The organism is Streptomyces sp. BYX5S (assembly GCF_054724165.1).
Genome location: NZ_CM138829.1, coordinates 4,300,093 through 4,318,194 on the forward strand (window position 1 = coordinate 4,300,093; position 18,102 = coordinate 4,318,194).

An 18,102-nucleotide genomic window follows, 5' to 3' on the forward strand; every position below is an offset into this window, starting at 1 on the left:
CTCGGGGCTCTGCCCCGGACCCCGCTGCTCAATCGCCGCAGGGGCTTAAATGGCTGGACCGGCGCCAGGGCTGGATTGGTTCAACCGGCGCCGGGGCCGGATTGGCTGGACCGGCGCCGGGACTGGATCCGGTCGGACACCGCGGGATTGAATCGGCCCCACCGCCGTCGGGGCCGGAATGGCTCGGCCGGCGCCGGGACTGGATCGGCTCCATCGCCGCCGGAGACGGAATGGCTCGGCCGGCGCCGGGGCTCGGGCGGGTCAGCCGACCGGGGTCGTGGTGGCCGCCCCCGAGGCGCGCAGGGCCGCGTGGAGGAGGGCTGAGGCGCGGAGTACCAGTTCGTCGGCGTGGCGGGCGGCGACGAGTTGGGCGCCCACCGGGAGGCCCGCGTCGGTCAGGCCGCAGGGGACGGTGGAGGCGGGCTGCTGGGTGAGGTTGAAGGGGTAGGTGAACGGGGTCCAGCCCGTCCAGCGCCGGTGGCCGCTCCCGGCCGGCACCTCGGCGCCCGCCTCGAACGCGGTGATCGGTACGGCGGGCGTGAGCAGCAGGTCGTACGTCTCGTGGAAGCGCCCCATGCGCACGCCCAGCGCCATGCGCGTGTCGACGGCGCCCAGGTAGTCGAGGGCGCTCTTCGCGGCGCCCTCGCGGCACACCTCCTGGAGCCCGGGGTCCAGCCGCGCGAACTGCTCGGCGCTCAGGTGCTCGACGACCTTCGCGGCGCCGGAGAACCACAGCGTGTGGTACGCCTCCACGGGGTCGCTGAAGCCGGGGTCCGCCTCCTCGACGTCCGCGCCGAGGTTGGCGAGGAGCCGGGCGACGGCGGCGACGCGCTCCGCGACCTGCGGGTCCACGGGGGCGCCCGCGAGGGTCGGCGCGTAGGCGATGCGCAGGCCGCGCAGCGAGCCCTCGGCGACGGCCTCGGCGACGGCGCCGCGGTAGCTGCCGCGCGGCGCGTCGAGGGCCGACCAGTCGCGGCTGTCGAAGCCGGTCAGGACGTCCATGAGAAGGGCCGCGTCCTCGACGGTGCGGGTCATCGGGCCCGCGTGCGCGAGAGTGCCGAACGGGCTGGCCGGGTAGAGCGGGATCCGCCCGTACGTGGGCTTCATGCCGAAGATGCCGCAGAACGCGGCCGGGATACGGACCGAGCCGCCGCCGTCGGTGCCCACGGACAGCGGGGCCATCCCCGCGGCGACGGCCGCGGAGCTGCCGCCCGAGGAGCCGCCCGCCGTGGTCGAGGGGTCCCAAGGGTTGCGGGTGATGCCGGTCAGCGGGTTGTCGGTGACGCCCTTCCAGCCGAACTCCGGCGTCGTCGTCTTGCCGACGAACACGGCGCCCTGCTGCCGCATGCGGGCGACGCAGGGCGCGTCCTCGTCCCAGTCGCGGTCGGGGGAAACGCTGAGGGAACCGCGCAGGGTGGGGTGTCCCTTGGTGAGCATCAGGTCCTTGATCGACGTCGGCACGCCGTCGAGGAGACCGAGGCTCTCGCCGCGCCGACGGCGCTCCTCGCTCGCGCGCGCCTGGGCGAGCGCCCCGTCCCGGTCGACGAGGCAGAACGCGTTGAACCTGCCGTCCGCCGCCTCGATGCGGTCGAGCACGGAGGTCGTCGCCTCGACCGGCGACAGCTCGCCGCTGTCGTACACGGCGAGGAGTTCGGTGGCGGTCAGCGCGTACGGTTCGCGCGGGGCGCTGGGTGTGGTGGGGACGCTGGTGGTGGTGCTGGTCATCGGGAGCCCTCCTTGCCCGCGGCCCGCGAGGCGTCCGCGACCGGTACGTAACCCAGTTCCTTGTCCACGACATTGCGCAGTGGACGGCCCGCGCGCCAGCGCGCGAAGTTGTCGGCGAAGACCTCGGCGAGGTCGTCGAGCCAGGTGTCGGTGTCGGCCGACATGTGCGGGGAGACGAGCAGGTTCGGCGCGTCCCACAGCGGGTGGTCGGCGGGCAGCGGCTCCTGCCGGAACACGTCGAGCGCGGCGCCACCCAACTGGCCCTCCTCCAGGGCGGAGAGCAGGTCCTTCTCGACGACCATCGGGCCGCGGCCGACGTTGACGAAACGCGCGCCGCGCTTCATTCGGCCGAATGTGGTGGCGTCGAACAAATCCTGTGTCTGTTCGGTCAGTGGCGCCGCGCAGACCACCCAGTCGGCGCGCGCGAGCAGCTCGTCGAGCGCGTCGAAGGCGTGCACGGTGCCGATCTCGGGGTCGTCGTCCCTGCGGGTGCGGCCGACCAGCTCGGTGTCGATGCCGAGCGCGCGCAGGGTGCGCACGACGGCCCGGCCGATGGGGCCGCCGCCGAGCACGACGGCGCGGGTGCCCCAGACGCGCTGGGTGACGCGGTGCTGCCAGACCTTCTGGCGCTGGCGGTCGTAGGTGCCGGCGAAGTCCTTGGCGAGGGCGATGATCTGCCCCGCGACGTACTCGGCGATCGGCTGTTCGAAGACGCCTCGGGAGTTCGTGAGGATCGCGTCGGATTCGCGCAGGGCGGGGAACATCAGCCGGTCCACACCGGCGCTCGCGGTGTGCACCCAGCGCGGGCCGCCCCGCTCGGGCCAGGCGGCGGGCAGCGCCTCGGTGCCGAACTCCCACACCAACAGCGCATCGGCGTCGGGAAGTTCGGCGGCCAGCCGATCCTCGGGGATGCAGACGAGTTCGGCGTGGTCGGCCACCTCCTCCAGGCCGTTCGGCCGGTGGTCGGCGAGCACCAGAACGCGGGATTTCTCGGTCTTCGGCACGGCGGTCCTTAGGGTCGCGCGACGGGCGCGGCGACGGTTGGTGCGGACGGTATGCGAGGTGCGGGACGAGGGTTGACCATGGAGGGACGAAGCCCCGGGAGGGCCAGGGAAGCAGCTTCCCCTGGCATGCGTTCCCCGGCTCTTTACCGAGGCTTTCATCGCGACGAACGAGCCGCCCCTTGTAGGGGATTGACACGCTAAGCAGCCGATCTTTACGTTGTCAACAATCTACATGCGACCCGCGGACACTCTCTGTTACCCAGAGCCCGCCCGGCAAAACACCCCTCCGCACCACCTTTCTTCACGTCCACCTCAGGCGCACGGACCGGCAAACCGCGCGCATGCAGCCATGAAGGGGCCCTGCATTGGACATCACGACCTTCGGCGGACCCGTACCGCAGCTCGGCATCGGCGTAGTCGCCCCGTTCGACTTCGCGCTCGATCGTGAACTGTGGCGCTGGACCCCCGAGGAGATCTCCCTCCATCTGACGCGCACCCCGTACGTCCCCGTGGAGGTCAGCGTGGACATGGCTCGCCTGATCAGCGAGCACGAGACCCTGCACAACGCGGTGATGGCGCTCGACGCCGTACGCCCCGTGTCGTTCGCCTACGCGTGCACGTCCGGCAGTTTCGTCGGCGGTACGGCGCACGAGCGGGCGATGTGCGCGTCCATGAGCGGCGCGGGCCGCGACGTGCCGTCCGTGACCACGTCGGGCGCGCTGTTGGAGGCCGTCGCGGAGCTGGGTGCGCGGCGGGTCAGCGTGATCACGCCGTACACGGCCTCGCTCACGGACGCGCTGGCCGACTACATGGGCGAGGCGGGCGTGGAGGTCGTCAGCCGCCAGTACATGGGCCTGACCGGGGAGATCTGGAAGGTCGGGTACCGCAACGTGGTCGAGCTGGCCCGCTCCGCCGACCTGACGCACGCGGACTGCCTGTTCATCAGCTGCACGAACCTGGCCACGTACGACGTGATCCCGCAGTTGGAGGCAGAGCTGCGGATCCCGGTGATCTCGGCGAACCAGGTCACGATGTGGTCGGCGCTGCGCCACGCGGGCGCCAAGGCGGCGGGTGACTACCAGTCGCTGATCGATCCGGCGGCGCGGGCCGCGCTCGCGCCCCAGCAGGGTCGCGGCATCGCCCCGCCGCCCGTGGCCGCGGCGGCCGTCGCGGCGGAGGCCGCCGAGTGGGAACAGCTCGGCGCGCCCGACTCCTCGGCTGCGGCTCCCCCGGACGAGCCGACCGCGGACTTCGACCTCGGCTGAACCCGCCGGCGGGCGGCGCCACACCTGTGGCGCTGCCGTTCTTCCGACTGTCAACAATCTACATTTGACCGGATCCCCGGTACACTGCCTGCACGAAAGGACGATCGAAGCATGAGCGAGAAGACCACCCGCGTCGGGTTCCTCTACCCCGGGTACTCCGCCGAGGACGACTATCCGCGCCTTGAGCGGATGCTCGGCGGCGGCGCCCGGCTGACGCTCGTCCACACGGACATCGGCGTGGACGCGCACCGGGTGGACGACCTCCTGGAGATGGGCTCCACGCACCGTCTCAAGGCGGCGCTCGGCGAGCTGCTCGCCGAGCCGCAGGACGTGGTCGTCTGGGCGTGCACGAGCGCCAGCTTCATCTTCGGCCCCGAGGGCGCCCGCCAGCAGGTCGCCGAGCTCGCCGACGCCGCGGGCCTCCCGGTCGAGCGGACCTCCTCCACGTCGTTCGCCTTCGCGCACGCGGTGCGGGCGCTCGGGGTGCGCCGCCTGGCGATCGCCGCGACATACCCGGACGACGTCGCGGGCTACTTCGTACGGTTCCTGGAGCACCACGGCGCGGAGGTCGTCTCCGTCTCCGGGCAGGGCATCATCACCGCCGCCGAGGTCGGCACGCTGGGCCGCGAGCAGGTGCTCGAACTGGCGCGGAACAACGACCACCCGGACGCCGAGGCGATCCTGCTGCCCGACACCGCGCTGCACAGCGCCGCCTGGCTCGACGACCTGGAGGAGGCCGTCGGCAAGCCCGTGCTGACCGCCAATCAGGTCACCGCCTGGGAAGGCCTGCGGCTCGCAGGCGACGAGGCGCCGCGCGACGGGCTCGGCTCGCTGTTCCGCCTCACCAGAACTCCCCATTCCCCCGCCCCCGCGGCCGTCTGAAGCGCCGGCCGCGCCGATCAGAGGAACGAACTGAATATGGCCACTGCGAAAACGCTGCGACCGGTCAAGCGTGAACCCGCGGCGACCGTCATCGCCGCCCGGCTCACCGAAGCGATCATGGACGGCACCCTGGCTCCCGGCACCCAGCTGGGCGAGGCCGAGCTGGCGGGCCAGCTCGGCGTGAGCCGGGGTCCGCTGCGGGAGGCGCTGCAACGTCTCGTGCAGCAGGGCATCGCCGTCAGCGCACCGCATCGCGGCGTCTTCGTGACCCGCCTCGACGAGGACGACGTGCGCGACATCTACCTGGCGCGCACGGCCATGGAGTCCGCGGCCTGCCGCCTGGTGCTGGAGCAGGACCCGCAGCGCACGGCGAACCACCTGGAGAAGCCGCTGCGCCGGATGGAGTCGGCGGCGCGGCGCGGCAACGACGCGGCGCTGAGCGCCGCCGACATGGAGTTCCACCAGGTGCTCGTCGAGGAGTCCGGCAGTCCGCGCCTCCAGCGCATTGCGCAGACGCTTTTCGTGGAGACGCGGATGTGTCTGTCGGTCCTCACCGACGACCACCCCGACCCGGACGCGCTGGTCGAGGAGCACGCGGAGCTGATCGAGGCGATGCGCGACGAGGACGAGGAGCGGCTGCTCACGCTCCTCGACGCGCACATGCAGGACGCGGTGCAGCGGCTGACCGGCGACGGCGCGTCGGATCAGGCGGCCGGGCCGTCGGTCGCGCCCGTGGTGGTGGAGCCGAACGCGGCGGCCGGCTGATCGGGGGCCGGGGACCAACGAGGGCGCGGGCCCGGACAGCGTCGTGCTGTCCGGGCCCGCGCTCGTGGTTGCGGGATGTCAGCGCCGCATCAGGGCGAAGACTCCCCAGCCGAGGTACTCGCGCTGGTAGCGCGTGTAGCGCACGGGTTCGGCGGTGAGCTCGGCTCGTACCTCCGCGGCCATCTCGTCGTCCGGGTGGGCGTCGAGCCAGCGGCGCATGGTGAGCCACTGCGCCGCCTGGTAGCGGTCCCAGCTGTCCTGGTCGGCGAGCATCATCTCGACGACGTCGTACCCGAGGTCGCCGAACTGCCCGACGAGTCCCGGCAGCGACAAGAAGTCGTCCTTCCCGCCGGCGCCGCAGGCCCGCGCGGTCTCGTCGTCCGGTACGTCCTGGCGCCAGAACGGCTCGCCGATCAGCATCAGGCCGCCGGGGCGCAGGCTCTTGGCCAGCAGCTCGACGGTTCCGGCCACGCCGTTGCCGATCCAGGTGGCGCCGACGCAGGCGGCGACGTCGACCGGCTCGTCGGCGACGTGTCCGGCCGCGTCGTCGTGCACGAAGGTGACGCGGTCGGCGACGCCGAGTTCGGCGGCGCGGGCGCGGGCCTGCTCGGTGAACATCGTGCTGATGTCCACGCCGGTCCCGGTGATGCGGTGGTCGCGGGCCCAGGTGCACAGCATTTCGCCCGAGCCGCTGGCGAGGTCGAGCACACGGGCGCCGGGCGGCATGCGCAACGCCGCGCCCAGGGCGGCGAACTTGCCTGGGGTGAACGGGTTGTGGATGCGGTGGCTACTTTCGCGAATGGTGAAGATGCGTGGCAGATCCACGAGGGGTGTTCCTTGCGTTCGATGAGGTCAGGGAGTTCTGGGACGGCGGCCGACCGAAGTCGACAACCGTTGCGCGGACCGTCATCAGGCATACCTCGTGAAGGAGTGTGCGGATCTTCAACTCCGCCAACGTAGACCTTTCCCGTCGGTGGCTCCACCGAATTTCTCCCCGCTGTATTTCTCCCCGCTGTCGGAAATCCGGGAATCGGGGCGCCGCGGCATCGGTTTTCCGTGCTTCGACGGTCCTGGCTGGCCTCGACGGCTCCCGAGGAAGGAGGGTTCTCCAGGTCGATGAGTCGAGCGCGGCGCGGGGCGCCGCAGGAGAGAGTTTTCGTGAACGTGGCGACAACGGCGAACGGAACACAGGAGCGGCGGGCCGTCACCCTCGTCATGGCCTGTGTCGGGGTGTTCGTCGCCTATCTGCCGGTGACCTCCGTGTCGGTGAGTCTTCCGGCGATCCAGCGCGCGCTGGGCGCGTCCACCTCGGAGCTGTCCTGGGTGTCGGACGCGTTCGTCCTGCCGATGGCGGCGCTCATCCTGACGGCGGGTGTCTTCGGTGATGTGCACGGGCGCAAGAAGGTGTTCCAGGCGGGCCTGGCGTTCACCGCGGTCGGCGCGGCGACGGCGCTGTGCGCGCGGTCGGTCGAGGTGGTGTGGGCCGGTCAGGCGTTGGCCGGGATCGGGGCTGCGGCGCTGCTGCCGACGACGCTGGCGATGATCAGCCAGGCGGTGCCGGATCCGCGGGAGCGCGGCAAGTTCGTCGGCCTGTGGGCGTCGTCGCTGATGGCGGCGCTGGCGGTGGGTCCGCTGATCTCGGGCGTCATCCTGGAGCACGCGGGATGGCGGTGGATCTATCTGCCGTCGGTGCCCGTGGCGCTGCTGGCCATGGTGGTCGCCGCCGTGCTGGTGAAGGAGTCGCGTGCCCCGCACGCCCGCGCCCTCGACTGGCCGGGGCAGATCACCGCCACGGTCGCCGTCACGGCGCTCGTGTACGGGGTGATCGAGGGCGGCGCCGGGTCGTTCTCGGACACGCGGGTGCTCGTGGCGCTGGCGCTCGCCGTGGCGGGTCTGGTGTCCTTCGTCGTCTTCGAGCGGCGCAGCGCCAGTCCGATGCTCGATCTGAAGCTGTTCCGCAGCGCCGGGTTCAGCGCGACGACGCTGATCGCGATGATCACGTTCATGGGGCTCATCGGGTTCTTCTTCGTGCTCAGCCTCTACTTCGGCATGGTGCAGCAGCTCGGCACGCTGGAGGCCGGGTACCGGCTGCTGATGGTGACCGGGGTGTGCTTTTTCGTCGGTCCGCTCGCGGGGCGCGTGATGCACCGGATCTCGCCGCGGCTGCTGATCACCGTCGGTCTGCTGTGCGCGGCGGGCTCGATGTTCTCGCTGACGTCGCTGTCCGCCGACACCTCGTTCGGCCCGATGGCCTGGCGGCTCGCGCTGCTCGGGCTCGGTATGGGGCTGGTCGTCACCCCGATGACGGCGACGGCCGTGTCCTCGGTGCCGCACCACCTGGCGGGCATGGCGGCGGCGGGGAACAACGCGCTGCGGCAGGTGGGTGGTGCGCTCGGTCCCGCGATACTCGGAGCGCTGCTCACGTCGCGGTCCACGGGGAACCTGGCCGGGCACCTGGCCGATGCCGGGGTCACCGGCTCCGCGGCGGAGCGGATCGTGGATGCCGCGCGGGCGCAGGGGCTCGGGGCGGTCGCCCAGCTGGACCTCGGGGCGGACCGGGGCCGGGCGCTCGGCGCGCTGTCGGAGTCGTTCCTCGACGGGATGCGGCTGTGCCTCGTCGTGGCCGGGTGCCTCGCCGTGCTCGCGGCGCTCGTCGGGGCGGTGCTGCTGCGCCGTCCGAAGCCGGCGCCGCGCCCGGAGCCCGCGAGCGAACCCGAGCGGGCCGCGGCGGCCGGCCCCGCGCTGACGGGGACCGTGGCCGACGCGTCGGGTACAGGTCTCGCCGGGGCCGTGCTCACCCTCATCTCCCCGGCGGGCCATCAGCTCGACCGGGCCGTCGCCGACGCCGAGGGCCACTACCGCGTCACCGTTCCGGGGCCCGGCGCGCACGTGCTGATCACGACGGCGGACGGCTACCACCCGCACGCGTCGAACCTCGTCCTCGGCGACGGGCCGAGCACGCACGACGTCGTCCTGTCCGGTGCGGGCAGCCTCACCGGCCGGGTCGTCGACGGCGACGGCCTGCCCGTCGCCCACGCGGTCGTCATGGTGACGGACCCGCGCGGCGACGTGCTGGCGAGCGGCGCCACGGACGCCTCGGGCGGCTACGCGTTCGGTGACGTGGCGGAGGGCGACATCACGATCTCGGTGACCGCCGAGGGGTTCCGGCCCACCGCCGTCGCCGCGACGGCGGCCAGTTCCGCGACGGTGCGGCCGGACATCACGCTCCGGCCCGGCGTCCGCGTTCAGGGGCAGGTGCGGACGAAGACGGGGCTGCGGCCGCTGTCCGACGCGCGCGTGACGCTGCTGGACGCCGCGGGGAACGTGGTGGGCACGTCGACCACCGGTGCGGACGGGGCGTACGCCTTCGGTGATCTGGACGCGGGCGAGTACGCGCTGGTGGCCGGCGGCTATCCGGCGTCGGCCCGGTCGGTGTCCGTGGACGGACGCGCGGTGGAGGGTCTCGACCTCGACCTGGCGCACCCGCACGGCTGACACCACGCCGACGAGCCCGGGACCGCGTCCGGCGGCCCCGGGCTCCGCCGTTTCCGCGCTCTCGCGGCGCGCGGACCGGCGCGGCCGTGCGGACACCGCCGCCTGGTGACCGGCCCGGCTCCTTTACGATCACGCTGAGACCCAGAAGTCGGAACCACGCCCACCGGAGCGCCCGTGCTCGACGCACTCGACCTGCAGGTGTTGCAGGCCCTGCAGCTCGACGGGCGCGCGCCGTTCAGCCGGATCGCGGCCGTGCTCGGCGTCTCCGACCAGACCGTCGCGCGCCGTTTCCGCAGGCTGCGCGGCAGCGTGGGCCTGCGGGTGCTCGGCGTCACCGACGAGTCGCTGCTCGGGCGCAACAGCTGGCTGGTCCGGCTGCGCTGCGCGCCGGACGGCGCGGAGCAGTTGGCGGGCGCCCTCGCGCGGCGCCCCGACACGTCGTACGTGGGGCTGCTCTCGGGCGGCACCGAAGTGCTGTGCTCGATCAAGCCCCGTGGCGGTGCCGAGGAGGAGCCGCTGCTCGCCCGGCTCCAGCGCACGCCCCTGGTCACTTCGGCGACCGCGCACTGCTTCCTGCACGCGTTCTACGGCGGCCCGGTCGGCTGGCTCAACAAGATCAACGCGCTGGACGCGGAGCAGGAGGCGGCGCTGCGGGTGCCGACGGCCGAACCGTCGGCCGCTCCCCCGGTCCTCGACGACGTGGACGACACGCTGCTCGCGCTGCTGCGCCGGGACGGCCGGGTCGCGCTCACCGAACTCCAGGCGGCCACCGGCCAGTCGGAGTCGGTCGTGCGGCGCCGCCTGGACCGGCTGCGGTCCAGTGGGGTCCTGTACTTCGACGTGCAGCACACCCATGAACAGCTGGGCCGTTCGGTGATGGCCGCGCTGTGGCTGACGGTCTCCCCCTCCGCGCTCGCCTCGGTGGGCGAGTCCCTCGCGCGCCATCCGGAGGTCCGGTTCGCGGCGGCGGTGACCGGGGTGGCCGGAGTGTTCGCGGCGACCGTGCACCGTGACACCCGGGAGCTGTACCAGTATCTGAGCGACGGGATCGGCGCCCTCGACGGTGTCCGGTCCGTCGAGAGCGCCCTGTTCGTGCGGCAGGTCAAGCAGCTGATGTACGAGCCCGGCCGCTGAACCGCCCTTCCGCGAGCGTCAGTTGCTCTCCGCGGCCTGCGCGGCGGCCACGCGCACCCGTCCGCCGACGGTGACGAGGACGAGGCAGGCGAGGGCGACCACGGCGATCGCGCCCAGCATCACCGAGTACGGCAGCCACGTGGACAGGGTGGCCAGGACGGTGGGCAGCAGGAATCCGGCGTAGGCGAGCGTGTAGTAGATCCCGGTCAGCCCGGCGAGGTCGTCGGGGCCCGCCATCCGCTGGATCTCCAGGAGCCCGGAGACGACGGCGATGCCGTAGCCGGCGCCGAGCGCGACGGCGGCCGCGGCGGCCAGCCACGGCGACAGGACGGCGGCGTTGACGGCGCACAGCACGGTGCCGAGCAGCATCACCGACATGGCCGCGACCGGCGCCCGCCCGCCGCGGGACCCGGTGCCGCCGTCGAGCTTCTTGGCGAGGGGCTGCACGGCGGCGCCGGTGCCCAGGGTCAGCACCGTGAGCGCGGTCGCGTAGGCGAGACCCCAGTGCCCGACCCGGTTGTCGACGAGCTGCGGCATGACGGCGTACGCGAGCCCGGCCGCGCCGAACACCCACGGCGCCATCGGCAGCACGACCCAGCGGAAGCGGCGCCGGGCGGCTGCGGGGATGCGCAGGTCGGCGGCGATGTCACGCAGCAGCCCGCCCGAGGAGCGGACGGCGGTACGGGTCTCGGGGACGCGCAACAGCAGGACCGGGACGGCGGCGGTGAGCACGATGTGGACCACGTACGGCGTCACCATCGGCCACGGGCCCCACTGGGCCAGGGCGCCCGCGACGCCCGCGCCGAGACCGAAGCCGGCGGTCTGGCACAGGGAGGCGCGGCGCGCGGCGGCGCCGCTGTCCGCCCCGGTCGACAGTTCCTTGACCCAGCTGCTGCCCACGGCCATGGCGATGCCGACGGCGACGCCGGTCATGAGGCGGCCCACGTAGATGGGCCAGGCGCTGTGTTCGCCGAAGCACAGGACGAGGCTGGCGAGGATGGAGCCGACGGCTCCGGCGATCATCACGGGGCGGCGTCCCCGCTGGTCCGACACGGGTCCGGCGAGGAGCAGTCCGGGGACGAGACCGACGACGTAGGCGCCGAGGAACGCGTCGACGCTGAGGGTCGAGTAGCCGCCCAGCTCGCGGTACATGAGCAGCAGCGGTGTGAACTGGTTGCCGCCCCAGCCGCAGACGAACATCGCGGCGGCGACGGTGCGCCACTGACCGGGGCGGACGGGACCGGCCGCCGGTTCGGCGGGCCGGTGGGTGGTGTGCGTGTCGAGCATCGTGAGGGCAGGGCTCTTTCGGGGGTGGGGTGCGGGGGTGTGTTCAGTGCTGGTGGCCGTGTGTCGCGGCGAGGTGGGTGCGCAGGGTCTCGGCGAACGCGGCGCCGTCCCGGGCGCCGAGGTGGCCGAGCAGCGTCTCGTGCTCGTCGGCGAGGCCGGGCAGCCGCTCGGGGCGGTGGCCGAGCGCGGAGACGCTCATGCGGCGTTGGCGGTCGCCGAGGGTCGCGTAGAAGCGGGCGGCGATGGCGTTGCCGGAGGCTTCCACGACGCCCCGGTGGAACGCCTCGTCGGCGACGGCGAAGGCGCGCACGTCCGCCGCTCGCGCCAGCTCCCGCTGGCGAGCGATGAGTTCACGCAGCCGCTCCTCGTGCTCGGGAGCGAGGCCCTCGCGGGCGATGCGTTCGGCCGCGGACTGCTCCACGGCCTGCCGCATCTCCAGCACGTCCGCCGCCTCCCCGGGCGGCACGGGCACGACGACGGCGCCGCGCTTGGGGTGCAGCGTCAGCAGTTCCTCGGACTCCAGCCGCAGGAACGCCTCCCGTACGGGCGTCCGGCTCACCTGCACGCGCTCGGCGATCTCACCTTCGCTGATGAGGCTGCCGCCGGGGAGCTCGCCGGTGAGGATCAGTTCCTTGGTGACGGCGTAGACCGTGGTGGCCGCGGATGCGGGCTTCGACTGCTGGGGCTGAGGCATGACGGGAGCGTAGCAGGCATGGATACAAGCTTGTATCTATGCCCCTCGTCTCAGGAAAGGTCTCAACATTGGTCCGATCAAAGCATTGACCTGCTTATTCTGGCCGTTCTAGTCTCGCCACATTGGTCGAACCAAAGTTGGTCGACCGTCGTACGAGACGTCATTCCAGGAGGCCGCCGTGGCGCTTGACCTGCCGCAGTTGGTCCGCGCGCTCTCCGAGCTGAGCGTGCCGGACACCGAGGGCGGGCGGCTGCGGCTGCCCACCGAGCGGGAGCTGGTGTCCCGGCTCGAGATCAGCAGGGGGGCGCTGCGCGAGCAGTTGTCGATCCTGGAGCACCTCGGGTTCCTCGACCGCACGCAGGGCCGCGGCTCCTTCCTCACCGCCCCCGACGCGGGCTTCCTCCAGCTCTACTTCGACATGGCGGGGCAGCTCGGGCACCTGACGCAGCCGCAGTTCCGCTCGGCGCGCGAGATCCTGGAGACCGCGCTCGCGGAAGCCGCCGCGCGCCGCGCCACCGCCGACGACGTCGACGAACTGCGCTCCCTGGTCGACGAGATGGTGCGCGCCACCGCGGCGGGCGAGTCGGCCGTCGCCCTGGAGGCGGACCTCGACTTCCACCGGCGGTTGTGCCAGATCGTCGGCAACCCGGTGTTCGACCTCATGCACGACGCGCTCAGCCACACACTGCGCAGCGAACTGGTGGAGCGGCGCGAGCTCGCCACCGAAGTGCCGCTGCCGCCCGGTCGCAGTCTGGTCATCGACACCGTGCACTACGGCATCGTCGAGGCCATCGACGGGCGGGACGGCGAAGGCGCCCGCGCGGCGATGCGCCGCCACTTCGAGGTGTGGTCCTCGTTCACCGACGCCTCGGCCCACCACGACAGCGACGCCGCTCCGCTCGACCGCTGATCCACCGAACAGCATCAAGGAACCAGAGCACATGAATTCCTCCCCCCTCGTCTTCGTCGGCATCGGCGCCATCGGTCTGCCGATGGCCGCGCGCATCGCCGCCGCGGGACACACCGTCACCGGCGTCGACCCGGCGCCCACCGCCGCCGAGCGCGCGCAGGAGGCCGGGCTCGCCGCCGCCGTCACCGCGATCGGTGAGGCGCCCGACGACGCCACCACGACACTCGTCATGGTGGCCACGCCCGACCAGCTCGCCGCGCTCGTGGACGACGCGCTCGCGGCCCGCCCCGACCAGAGCGGCCGGCGCTGGGTCGTCATGAGCACGGTCGGCCCGGAGGCCGTGCGCTCCCAGGGCGAGCGGCTCGCCGCGGCGGGCGCCCGGGTGGTCGACGCACCGGTGACCGGTGGCGTGGCACGTGCGCTCACCGGCGAGTTGACGATCTTCGCGGCCGGCGCCGCCGCCGACGTGGCGGCCGTGACCCCCCTCCTGAGCGCCTGCGGCACGGTCCGCACGGTGGGCGAGGGGGCGGGCGACGGGCAGGCCATCAAGGTGGTCAACCAACACCTCTGCTCGGTACACATCGTGGCCGCGGCCGAGGCGCTGAACCTGGCCACCTCGCTCGGCCTCGACGCCGAGCAGGTCCTCGGCCTGGTCGAGACCGGCGCCGCCGGGTCGTTCATGCTCTCCGACCGCGGGCCGCGCATGCTCGGCGGCACCGACGTCGAGGTCACCAGCGCCGTCTCCATCTTCGTCAAGGACAGCGGTCTGGTCGCCGACGCGGCGCGCTCCGCCGAGGCCCCCACTCCCCTGCTCGATCTCGCCCGCGACCGCTATCTGGCCGCCGCCGACCGCGGTCTCGCGGCGCGCGACGACTCCCGCGTCATCGAGACGTACCAGACCCCCTGACCCCGTGCGGAGGGGCGCGGCGCCGATCCCGCCCCTCCGCACGGCCGAACAAGGAGCCGCCCCATGAGCGCCGTCAGCAGAGCCGCCGACGCGCCCCGCCGCGACAACGCCGCCAAGGTCTCCGTGGCCTCCATGGTGGGATCCGCGGTGGAGAGCTACGACTTCTTCATCTACGGCACCGCTTCCGCCGCCTACTTCGGAGCCGAGTTCTTTCACACCGACAACCAGCTCGTCGGCGTCCTCGCCTCCTTCGCCACCCTTGCCGTCGGCTTCCTCTTCCGCCCCCTCGGCGGCTATCTCGCGGGCCACTTCGGTGACCGCATCGGACGCAAGACCGTCCTGAACGCCTCGCTGATGCTGATGGGCATCGCGACCGTCCTGGTCGGCGCGCTGCCCACCTTCCAACAGGTCGGCGTCGTCGCCCCGTTGCTGCTGATCCTGCTGCGTGTCCTTCAGGGCATCGGGTTCGGGGCGGAGTGGGGCGGCGCCGTCCTGATGTCCGTCGAGCACGCTCCGCCGCACCGGCGGGGCCGGTACGGGGCCGTACCGCAGATCGGCATCCCCGCCGGACTGCTTCTCGCCAACGGCACGTTCCTCGTCAGCGAGCACCTGTTCACCGGCACCTGGGTGTGGCGGGCACCGTTCCTCTTCTCGATCGTGATGGTCGCCGTCGGCCTCTTCATCCGGTTGCGGATCAAGGAGTCGCCCGAGTTCACGCAGATGAAGGAGAAGGGCGAGATCCGCAAGGCGCCCGCCCTGGACGTGCTGCGCCGCGACTGGCGCGTCATTCTCAAGATCACGATGCTGCGGCTCGCGGAGACCGGCGGCTACTACGTCACGACCAGCTTCGTCCTGTCGTACGTGGGCCTCGCCGACCTGGGCACCAGCAACGACGTCCTGGTCGGCACCATCGTCGGTTCGGTGATCGGCCTGGGCAGCCATCTGTTCTTCGGGGCGCTGTCCGACCGGATCGGCCGCAAGCCGGTGTTCCTCATCGGCGCCGTGTTCACCATCGCGTTCGGCTTCCCGATGTTCCTGCTGGTCAACACCGGGGTGACCGCGTTCATCGTGATCGCCGTCGTGCTCGGGCTCGTGCTGAGCCACGATCCGATCTTCGCCGTGGAGTCCTCCTGGTTCTCCGAGCAGTTCCCCCGCGAGGTCCGTTCCTCCGGCATCTCGCTCGGCTACAACCTGGCGTCCCTCGTCGCCGGTCTGCTGCCGTTCGCGGCGACCGCCCTGTACGGCTGGATCGGCTGGGTCGGGCCCGCCGTCCTGTTCTGTCTGCTGGGTGTCGTCTCCGTGGCCGCCGCGCTGGTCACCCCGGAGACCGCCCCGGCCAGGACCCGGGACGCCGCCGCCACCTCTTCCGCACCCCACACCACCGAGAAAGTCTCATGACAGCGATATCCGTGACCGAGGCCCCCGCGCGGGCCGCATTCCCCGAGCGCGTCGCCCGCGTCCACGAGGCCGCGTACCGCATGCGCCACCACGTCCTGACCATGGGCGAGGGCCAGGGACAGGGCTACGTGGGCCAGGCTCTCGGCGTCGCCGAGATGCTCGCCGCCGTGTACGTCGACCAGCTGCGGCTGCGCGCCGACGAGCCGGAGTGGGCGGACCGCGACCGGTTCCTGCTCTCCACTGGCCACTACGCGATCGGCCTGTACGCCGCGCTCGCGGAGGCCGGAACCGTCCCCGTCGAGGAGCTGTCCACGTACGGCACCGACGGCTCGCGCCTGCCGATGTCCGGGATGGCCTCGTACACGCCCGGCATGGAGATCTCCGGCGGCTCGCTGGGCCACGGTCTGACCGTCGCCGTCGGGATGGCGCTCGGCCTGCGCCTCCAGGGCAACAACGCCCGAGTCTTCAACTTCCTCTCCGACGGTGAGCTCGACGAGGGCTCCACGTGGGAGGCCGCGATGGGCGCGCACCACCACCGCCTCGGCAACATCACCGCGCTCGTCGACATGAACGCCCTCCAGGCCGACGGCGCCACCGACTCGGTGCTCTCCATCGAGCCCGCCGAGGAGAAGTGGCAGGCCTGCGGCTGGTTCACGCAGCGCGTGGACGGCAACGACATCGAGGCGCTGCTGCGGGCCTTCGACGCGGCCGGTGCGGCCTCGGCCGCCGAGGGCAAGCCGTCGGTGATCCTGTGCGACACCCGTATCGGGCGCGGTGTGCCGCTCCTGGAGACGCGCGAGAAGGCGCACTTCATGCGGATCGACGAGCACGAATGGGCGGTGTGCCGCGAGCAGTTGACGGCGGGACACCAGGCGGGCGCCCCGGCGGACTCCGCGGCGGGCGACGACAAGGAAACGGAAGCGGCACGATGAGCACGACCACCCCCACCCCGGCGAAGCGCCTCACCACATCGGCGATGATCGCGTCCTTCGCGGACCCCGGTCAGCGCACGTCGCCCGCCCCGTTCGGCAAGGCGCTGGCCGCAGCCGCGGAGCAGGACCGGCGCATCGTGGGTCTGACCGCGGACCTCGGCAAGTACACCGACATGCATGTGTTCGCGCAGGCGCACCCGGAGCGGTTCTTCCAGATGGGCATGGCCGAGCAGCTGCTGTTCGGCGCCGCGGCCGGGATGGCCGAGACGGGTCTGGTGCCGTTCGCCTCGACGTACTCGGTGTTCGCGGCGCGGCGCGCGTACGACTTCATCTGCCTGGACATCGCCGAGCCGAACCTGAACGTCAACGTGGTCGGCGGGCTGCCCGGCCTGACCACCGGCTACGGCCCGAGTCACCAGGCGACCGAGGACGTGGCGATCTTCCGCGGGATGCCGAACCTCACGATCGTCGACCCCTGCGACACCCTCGACATCGAGCAGGCCGTCCCCCAGCTCGCCGCGCACAAGGGCCCGACGTATCTGCGGCTGCTGCGCGGCAAGGTGCCGATGGTGCTCGACGAGTACGACTACACCTTCGAGCTGGGCAAGGCGAAGGTCGTGCGGGACGGGCGCGACGTCGTGTTCGTCTCCAGCGGTCTGATGACGATGCGGGCGCTCCAGGCGGCGGAGAAGCTGGCCGCGCACAACGTCGACGTGGCGGTCGTGCACTCCCCCACGCTCAAGCCGTTCGACGAGGGGACGGTGCTGCGTGAGCTGGCCGGTGACCGGCTCGCCGTGACGCTGGAGAACCACACCGTCGTCGGCGGTCTCTTCGAGACGGTGGCTTCGGCCGCGGTGCGGACGGGGCTCGGCAAGCAGGTGCTGCCGATCGCGCTGCCGGACGAGTTCATCGACGCGGGCGCGCTGCCGACCCTGCACGACCGGTACGGCCTCGCCGCCGACCGCGTGGTGGAGAAGGTGCTCGCCGCGCTCTGACCCGTCACACGTGCGCGTCCGTGGGGTGCCCGGCACAGGCCGGGCACCCCACGGTCGTCTCAGGCGGCCCGCTCCAAACACTCCTCCACCACACGCTTGTCGAGCGCCGCCCGCACCAGGGCCGCCGACAGTTCCGCTCGGGGGGTGTCTCCGGCGAGGCGGGTCAGGGTGGCGGGGTTCTGGGGGAGGCCGAGGCGTTTCGCGCCCTGGAGGGTTTTGGTGTCGAGGAAGGGGGCGTACTCCGGCCAGACGTCCTGGACCTCGCGCAGGAAGATGTCGGCTCCGGTCGGGCCGAGGCCGGGGGCCTCGCGGAGCAGGGAGCGCAGCGTGCCGACGTCGCCGTCGGCACGCTCGCGCATCCGGCGCAGGTCGCCGCCCCAGGTGTCGAGCAACAGCCTTGCGCCGTCGCCGAGTTGGGTGGCGGTGCGCTCGTCGTAGCGGCGGTAGCCGCCCTCACCGAGCGCGTCCACGCGCTGCTGCCAGGTCGCGTCGGCCATGGCGCGCGGGGTGCGCAGGCCCGCGTCGTACAGGGCGCGGCTGGTGGTCACCGCGATGGAGGCGCGGATGCGGGCGCTGAGGAGGCTCGCGAGGACGAGGGTGCGGTAGAGGGGTTGCGGGGTGTTCTTCAGGCGGATGCCGGCTTCGGCGGCGTAGGTCGTCCCCTCACGGTCGAGGAGTGCTCGCATCAGCTTCTTGTCGTCGGTCATGG

Annotated in this window: 16 protein-coding genes; 10 read left to right on the forward strand and 6 right to left on the reverse strand. The window is 72.4% G+C overall.

The features are described 5' to 3' along the window. Positions 1 to 261: 261 nt before the first annotated feature. Together ACYBSK_RS19630 and ACYBSK_RS19635 are read right to left on the reverse strand one after the other, a co-directional pair. Positions 262 to 1,725, reverse strand: a complete 1,464-nt coding sequence (locus tag ACYBSK_RS19630) for an amidase (RefSeq protein WP_460242659.1) — start codon at positions 1,723 to 1,725, stop codon at positions 262 to 264. Beyond that, positions 1,722 to 2,729 carry a D-2-hydroxyacid dehydrogenase gene (locus ACYBSK_RS19635; protein ID WP_457478466.1) on the reverse strand — a complete coding sequence of 336 codons (1,008 nt, stop codon included), beginning with the start codon at positions 2,727 to 2,729 and terminating at the stop codon, positions 1,722 to 1,724. Before ACYBSK_RS19635 ends, ACYBSK_RS19630 begins: the two co-directional genes overlap by 4 nt. A 365-nt stretch (positions 2,730 to 3,094) precedes the next feature. On the opposite strand from ACYBSK_RS19635, the gene ACYBSK_RS19640 reads away from it, so the two are divergent. The 3 genes from ACYBSK_RS19640 (at position 3,095) to ACYBSK_RS19650 (ending at position 5,641) form a co-directional block, all read left to right on the forward strand. Continuing rightward, positions 3,095 to 3,994, forward strand: a complete 900-nt coding sequence (locus tag ACYBSK_RS19640; RefSeq protein WP_460242660.1) for a maleate cis-trans isomerase family protein — start codon at positions 3,095 to 3,097, stop codon at positions 3,992 to 3,994. Positions 3,995 to 4,105: 111 nt separating this feature from the next. After that, positions 4,106 to 4,876 carry a maleate cis-trans isomerase family protein gene (locus tag ACYBSK_RS19645; protein WP_460242661.1) on the forward strand — a complete coding sequence of 257 codons (771 nt, stop codon included), beginning with the start codon at positions 4,106 to 4,108 and terminating at the stop codon, positions 4,874 to 4,876. A 36-nt stretch (positions 4,877 to 4,912) separates the two neighbouring features. After that, on the forward strand, positions 4,913 to 5,641 hold the full coding sequence (locus ACYBSK_RS19650; protein ID WP_457478469.1) for a GntR family transcriptional regulator: 729 nt from the start codon (positions 4,913 to 4,915) through the stop codon (positions 5,639 to 5,641). A 78-nt stretch (positions 5,642 to 5,719) separates the two neighbouring features. Here the strand turns inward: ACYBSK_RS19650 and ACYBSK_RS19655 are convergent, their stop codons facing one another. Then, positions 5,720 to 6,466 carry an SAM-dependent methyltransferase gene (locus ACYBSK_RS19655; RefSeq protein WP_460242662.1) on the reverse strand — a complete coding sequence of 249 codons (747 nt, stop codon included), beginning with the start codon at positions 6,464 to 6,466 and terminating at the stop codon, positions 5,720 to 5,722. A gap of 333 nt (positions 6,467 to 6,799) precedes the next feature. On the opposite strand from ACYBSK_RS19655, the gene ACYBSK_RS19660 reads away from it, so the two are divergent. Next, on the forward strand, positions 6,800 to 9,136 hold the full coding sequence (locus tag ACYBSK_RS19660) for a DHA2 family efflux MFS transporter permease subunit (protein ID WP_460242663.1): 2,337 nt from the start codon (positions 6,800 to 6,802) through the stop codon (positions 9,134 to 9,136). A 174-nt stretch (positions 9,137 to 9,310) separates the two neighbouring features. Further along, positions 9,311 to 10,270: an Lrp/AsnC family transcriptional regulator gene (locus tag ACYBSK_RS19665; protein ID WP_460242664.1), complete on the forward strand. Its 960-nt coding sequence runs from the start codon at positions 9,311 to 9,313 to the stop codon at positions 10,268 to 10,270. Positions 10,271 to 10,288: 18 nt separating this feature from the next. Here ACYBSK_RS19665 and ACYBSK_RS19670 read toward each other — a convergent pair whose 3' ends face one another. Together ACYBSK_RS19670 and ACYBSK_RS19675 are read right to left on the reverse strand one after the other, a co-directional pair. Then, entirely contained in the window at positions 10,289 to 11,557 is a 1,269-nt protein-coding gene (locus ACYBSK_RS19670; RefSeq protein WP_460242665.1) for an MFS transporter, read from the reverse strand. 43 nt (positions 11,558 to 11,600) lie between these two features. After that, entirely contained in the window at positions 11,601 to 12,251 is a 651-nt protein-coding gene (locus ACYBSK_RS19675; protein WP_460242666.1) for a GntR family transcriptional regulator, read from the reverse strand. 178 nt (positions 12,252 to 12,429) lie between these two features. On the opposite strand from ACYBSK_RS19675, the gene ACYBSK_RS19680 reads away from it, so the two are divergent. From ACYBSK_RS19680 to ACYBSK_RS19700, 5 genes are all read left to right on the forward strand, one after another. After that, a complete protein-coding gene (locus tag ACYBSK_RS19680; protein ID WP_460242667.1) occupies positions 12,430 to 13,161 on the forward strand; it encodes a FadR/GntR family transcriptional regulator in 732 nt (243 codons plus the stop codon). 31 nt (positions 13,162 to 13,192) lie between these two features. Then, entirely contained in the window at positions 13,193 to 14,068 is an 876-nt protein-coding gene (locus ACYBSK_RS19685; RefSeq protein WP_460242668.1) for an NAD(P)-dependent oxidoreductase, read from the forward strand. 63 nt (positions 14,069 to 14,131) lie between these two features. Continuing rightward, positions 14,132 to 15,466, forward strand: coding sequence for an MFS transporter (locus ACYBSK_RS19690; protein WP_460242669.1), 1,335 nt, complete (start codon positions 14,132 to 14,134; stop codon positions 15,464 to 15,466). After that, complete coding sequence (locus ACYBSK_RS19695) at positions 15,463 to 16,398, forward strand: transketolase (RefSeq protein WP_460242670.1); 936 nt, start codon at positions 15,463 to 15,465, stop codon at positions 16,396 to 16,398. The genes ACYBSK_RS19690 and ACYBSK_RS19695 overlap by 4 nt, the downstream gene beginning before the upstream one ends. Then, positions 16,395 to 17,393: a transketolase family protein gene (locus ACYBSK_RS19700; protein ID WP_460242671.1), complete on the forward strand. Its 999-nt coding sequence runs from the start codon at positions 16,395 to 16,397 to the stop codon at positions 17,391 to 17,393. The genes ACYBSK_RS19695 and ACYBSK_RS19700 overlap by 4 nt, the downstream gene beginning before the upstream one ends. A gap of 59 nt (positions 17,394 to 17,452) precedes the next feature. On the opposite strand, the gene ACYBSK_RS19705 is transcribed toward ACYBSK_RS19700, so the two are convergent. Then, complete coding sequence (locus ACYBSK_RS19705; RefSeq protein ID WP_460242672.1) at positions 17,453 to 18,100, reverse strand: HhH-GDP family DNA glycosylase; 648 nt, start codon at positions 18,098 to 18,100, stop codon at positions 17,453 to 17,455. Positions 18,101 to 18,102: the final 2 nt, after the last annotated feature.

Coding starts and splice junctions, on each gene's coding strand:
- ACYBSK_RS19630 (WP_460242659.1), bottom strand. CDS start 1,725: ATGACCAGCACCACCACCAGCGTCCCCACCACACCCAGCGCCCCGCGC.
- ACYBSK_RS19645 (WP_460242661.1), top strand. CDS start 4,106: ATGAGCGAGAAGACCACCCGCGTCGGGTTCCTCTACCCCGGGTACTCC.
- ACYBSK_RS19650 (WP_457478469.1), top strand. CDS start 4,913: ATGGCCACTGCGAAAACGCTGCGACCGGTCAAGCGTGAACCCGCGGCG.
- ACYBSK_RS19670 (WP_460242665.1), bottom strand. CDS start 11,557: ATGCTCGACACGCACACCACCCACCGGCCCGCCGAACCGGCGGCCGGT.
- ACYBSK_RS19675 (WP_460242666.1), bottom strand. CDS start 12,251: ATGCCTCAGCCCCAGCAGTCGAAGCCCGCATCCGCGGCCACCACGGTC.
- ACYBSK_RS19685 (WP_460242668.1), top strand. CDS start 13,193: ATGAATTCCTCCCCCCTCGTCTTCGTCGGCATCGGCGCCATCGGTCTG.
- ACYBSK_RS19690 (WP_460242669.1), top strand. CDS start 14,132: ATGAGCGCCGTCAGCAGAGCCGCCGACGCGCCCCGCCGCGACAACGCC.
- ACYBSK_RS19695 (WP_460242670.1), top strand. CDS start 15,463: ATGACAGCGATATCCGTGACCGAGGCCCCCGCGCGGGCCGCATTCCCC.
- ACYBSK_RS19700 (WP_460242671.1), top strand. CDS start 16,395: ATGAGCACGACCACCCCCACCCCGGCGAAGCGCCTCACCACATCGGCG.
- ACYBSK_RS19705 (WP_460242672.1), bottom strand. CDS start 18,100: ATGACCGACGACAAGAAGCTGATGCGAGCACTCCTCGACCGTGAGGGG.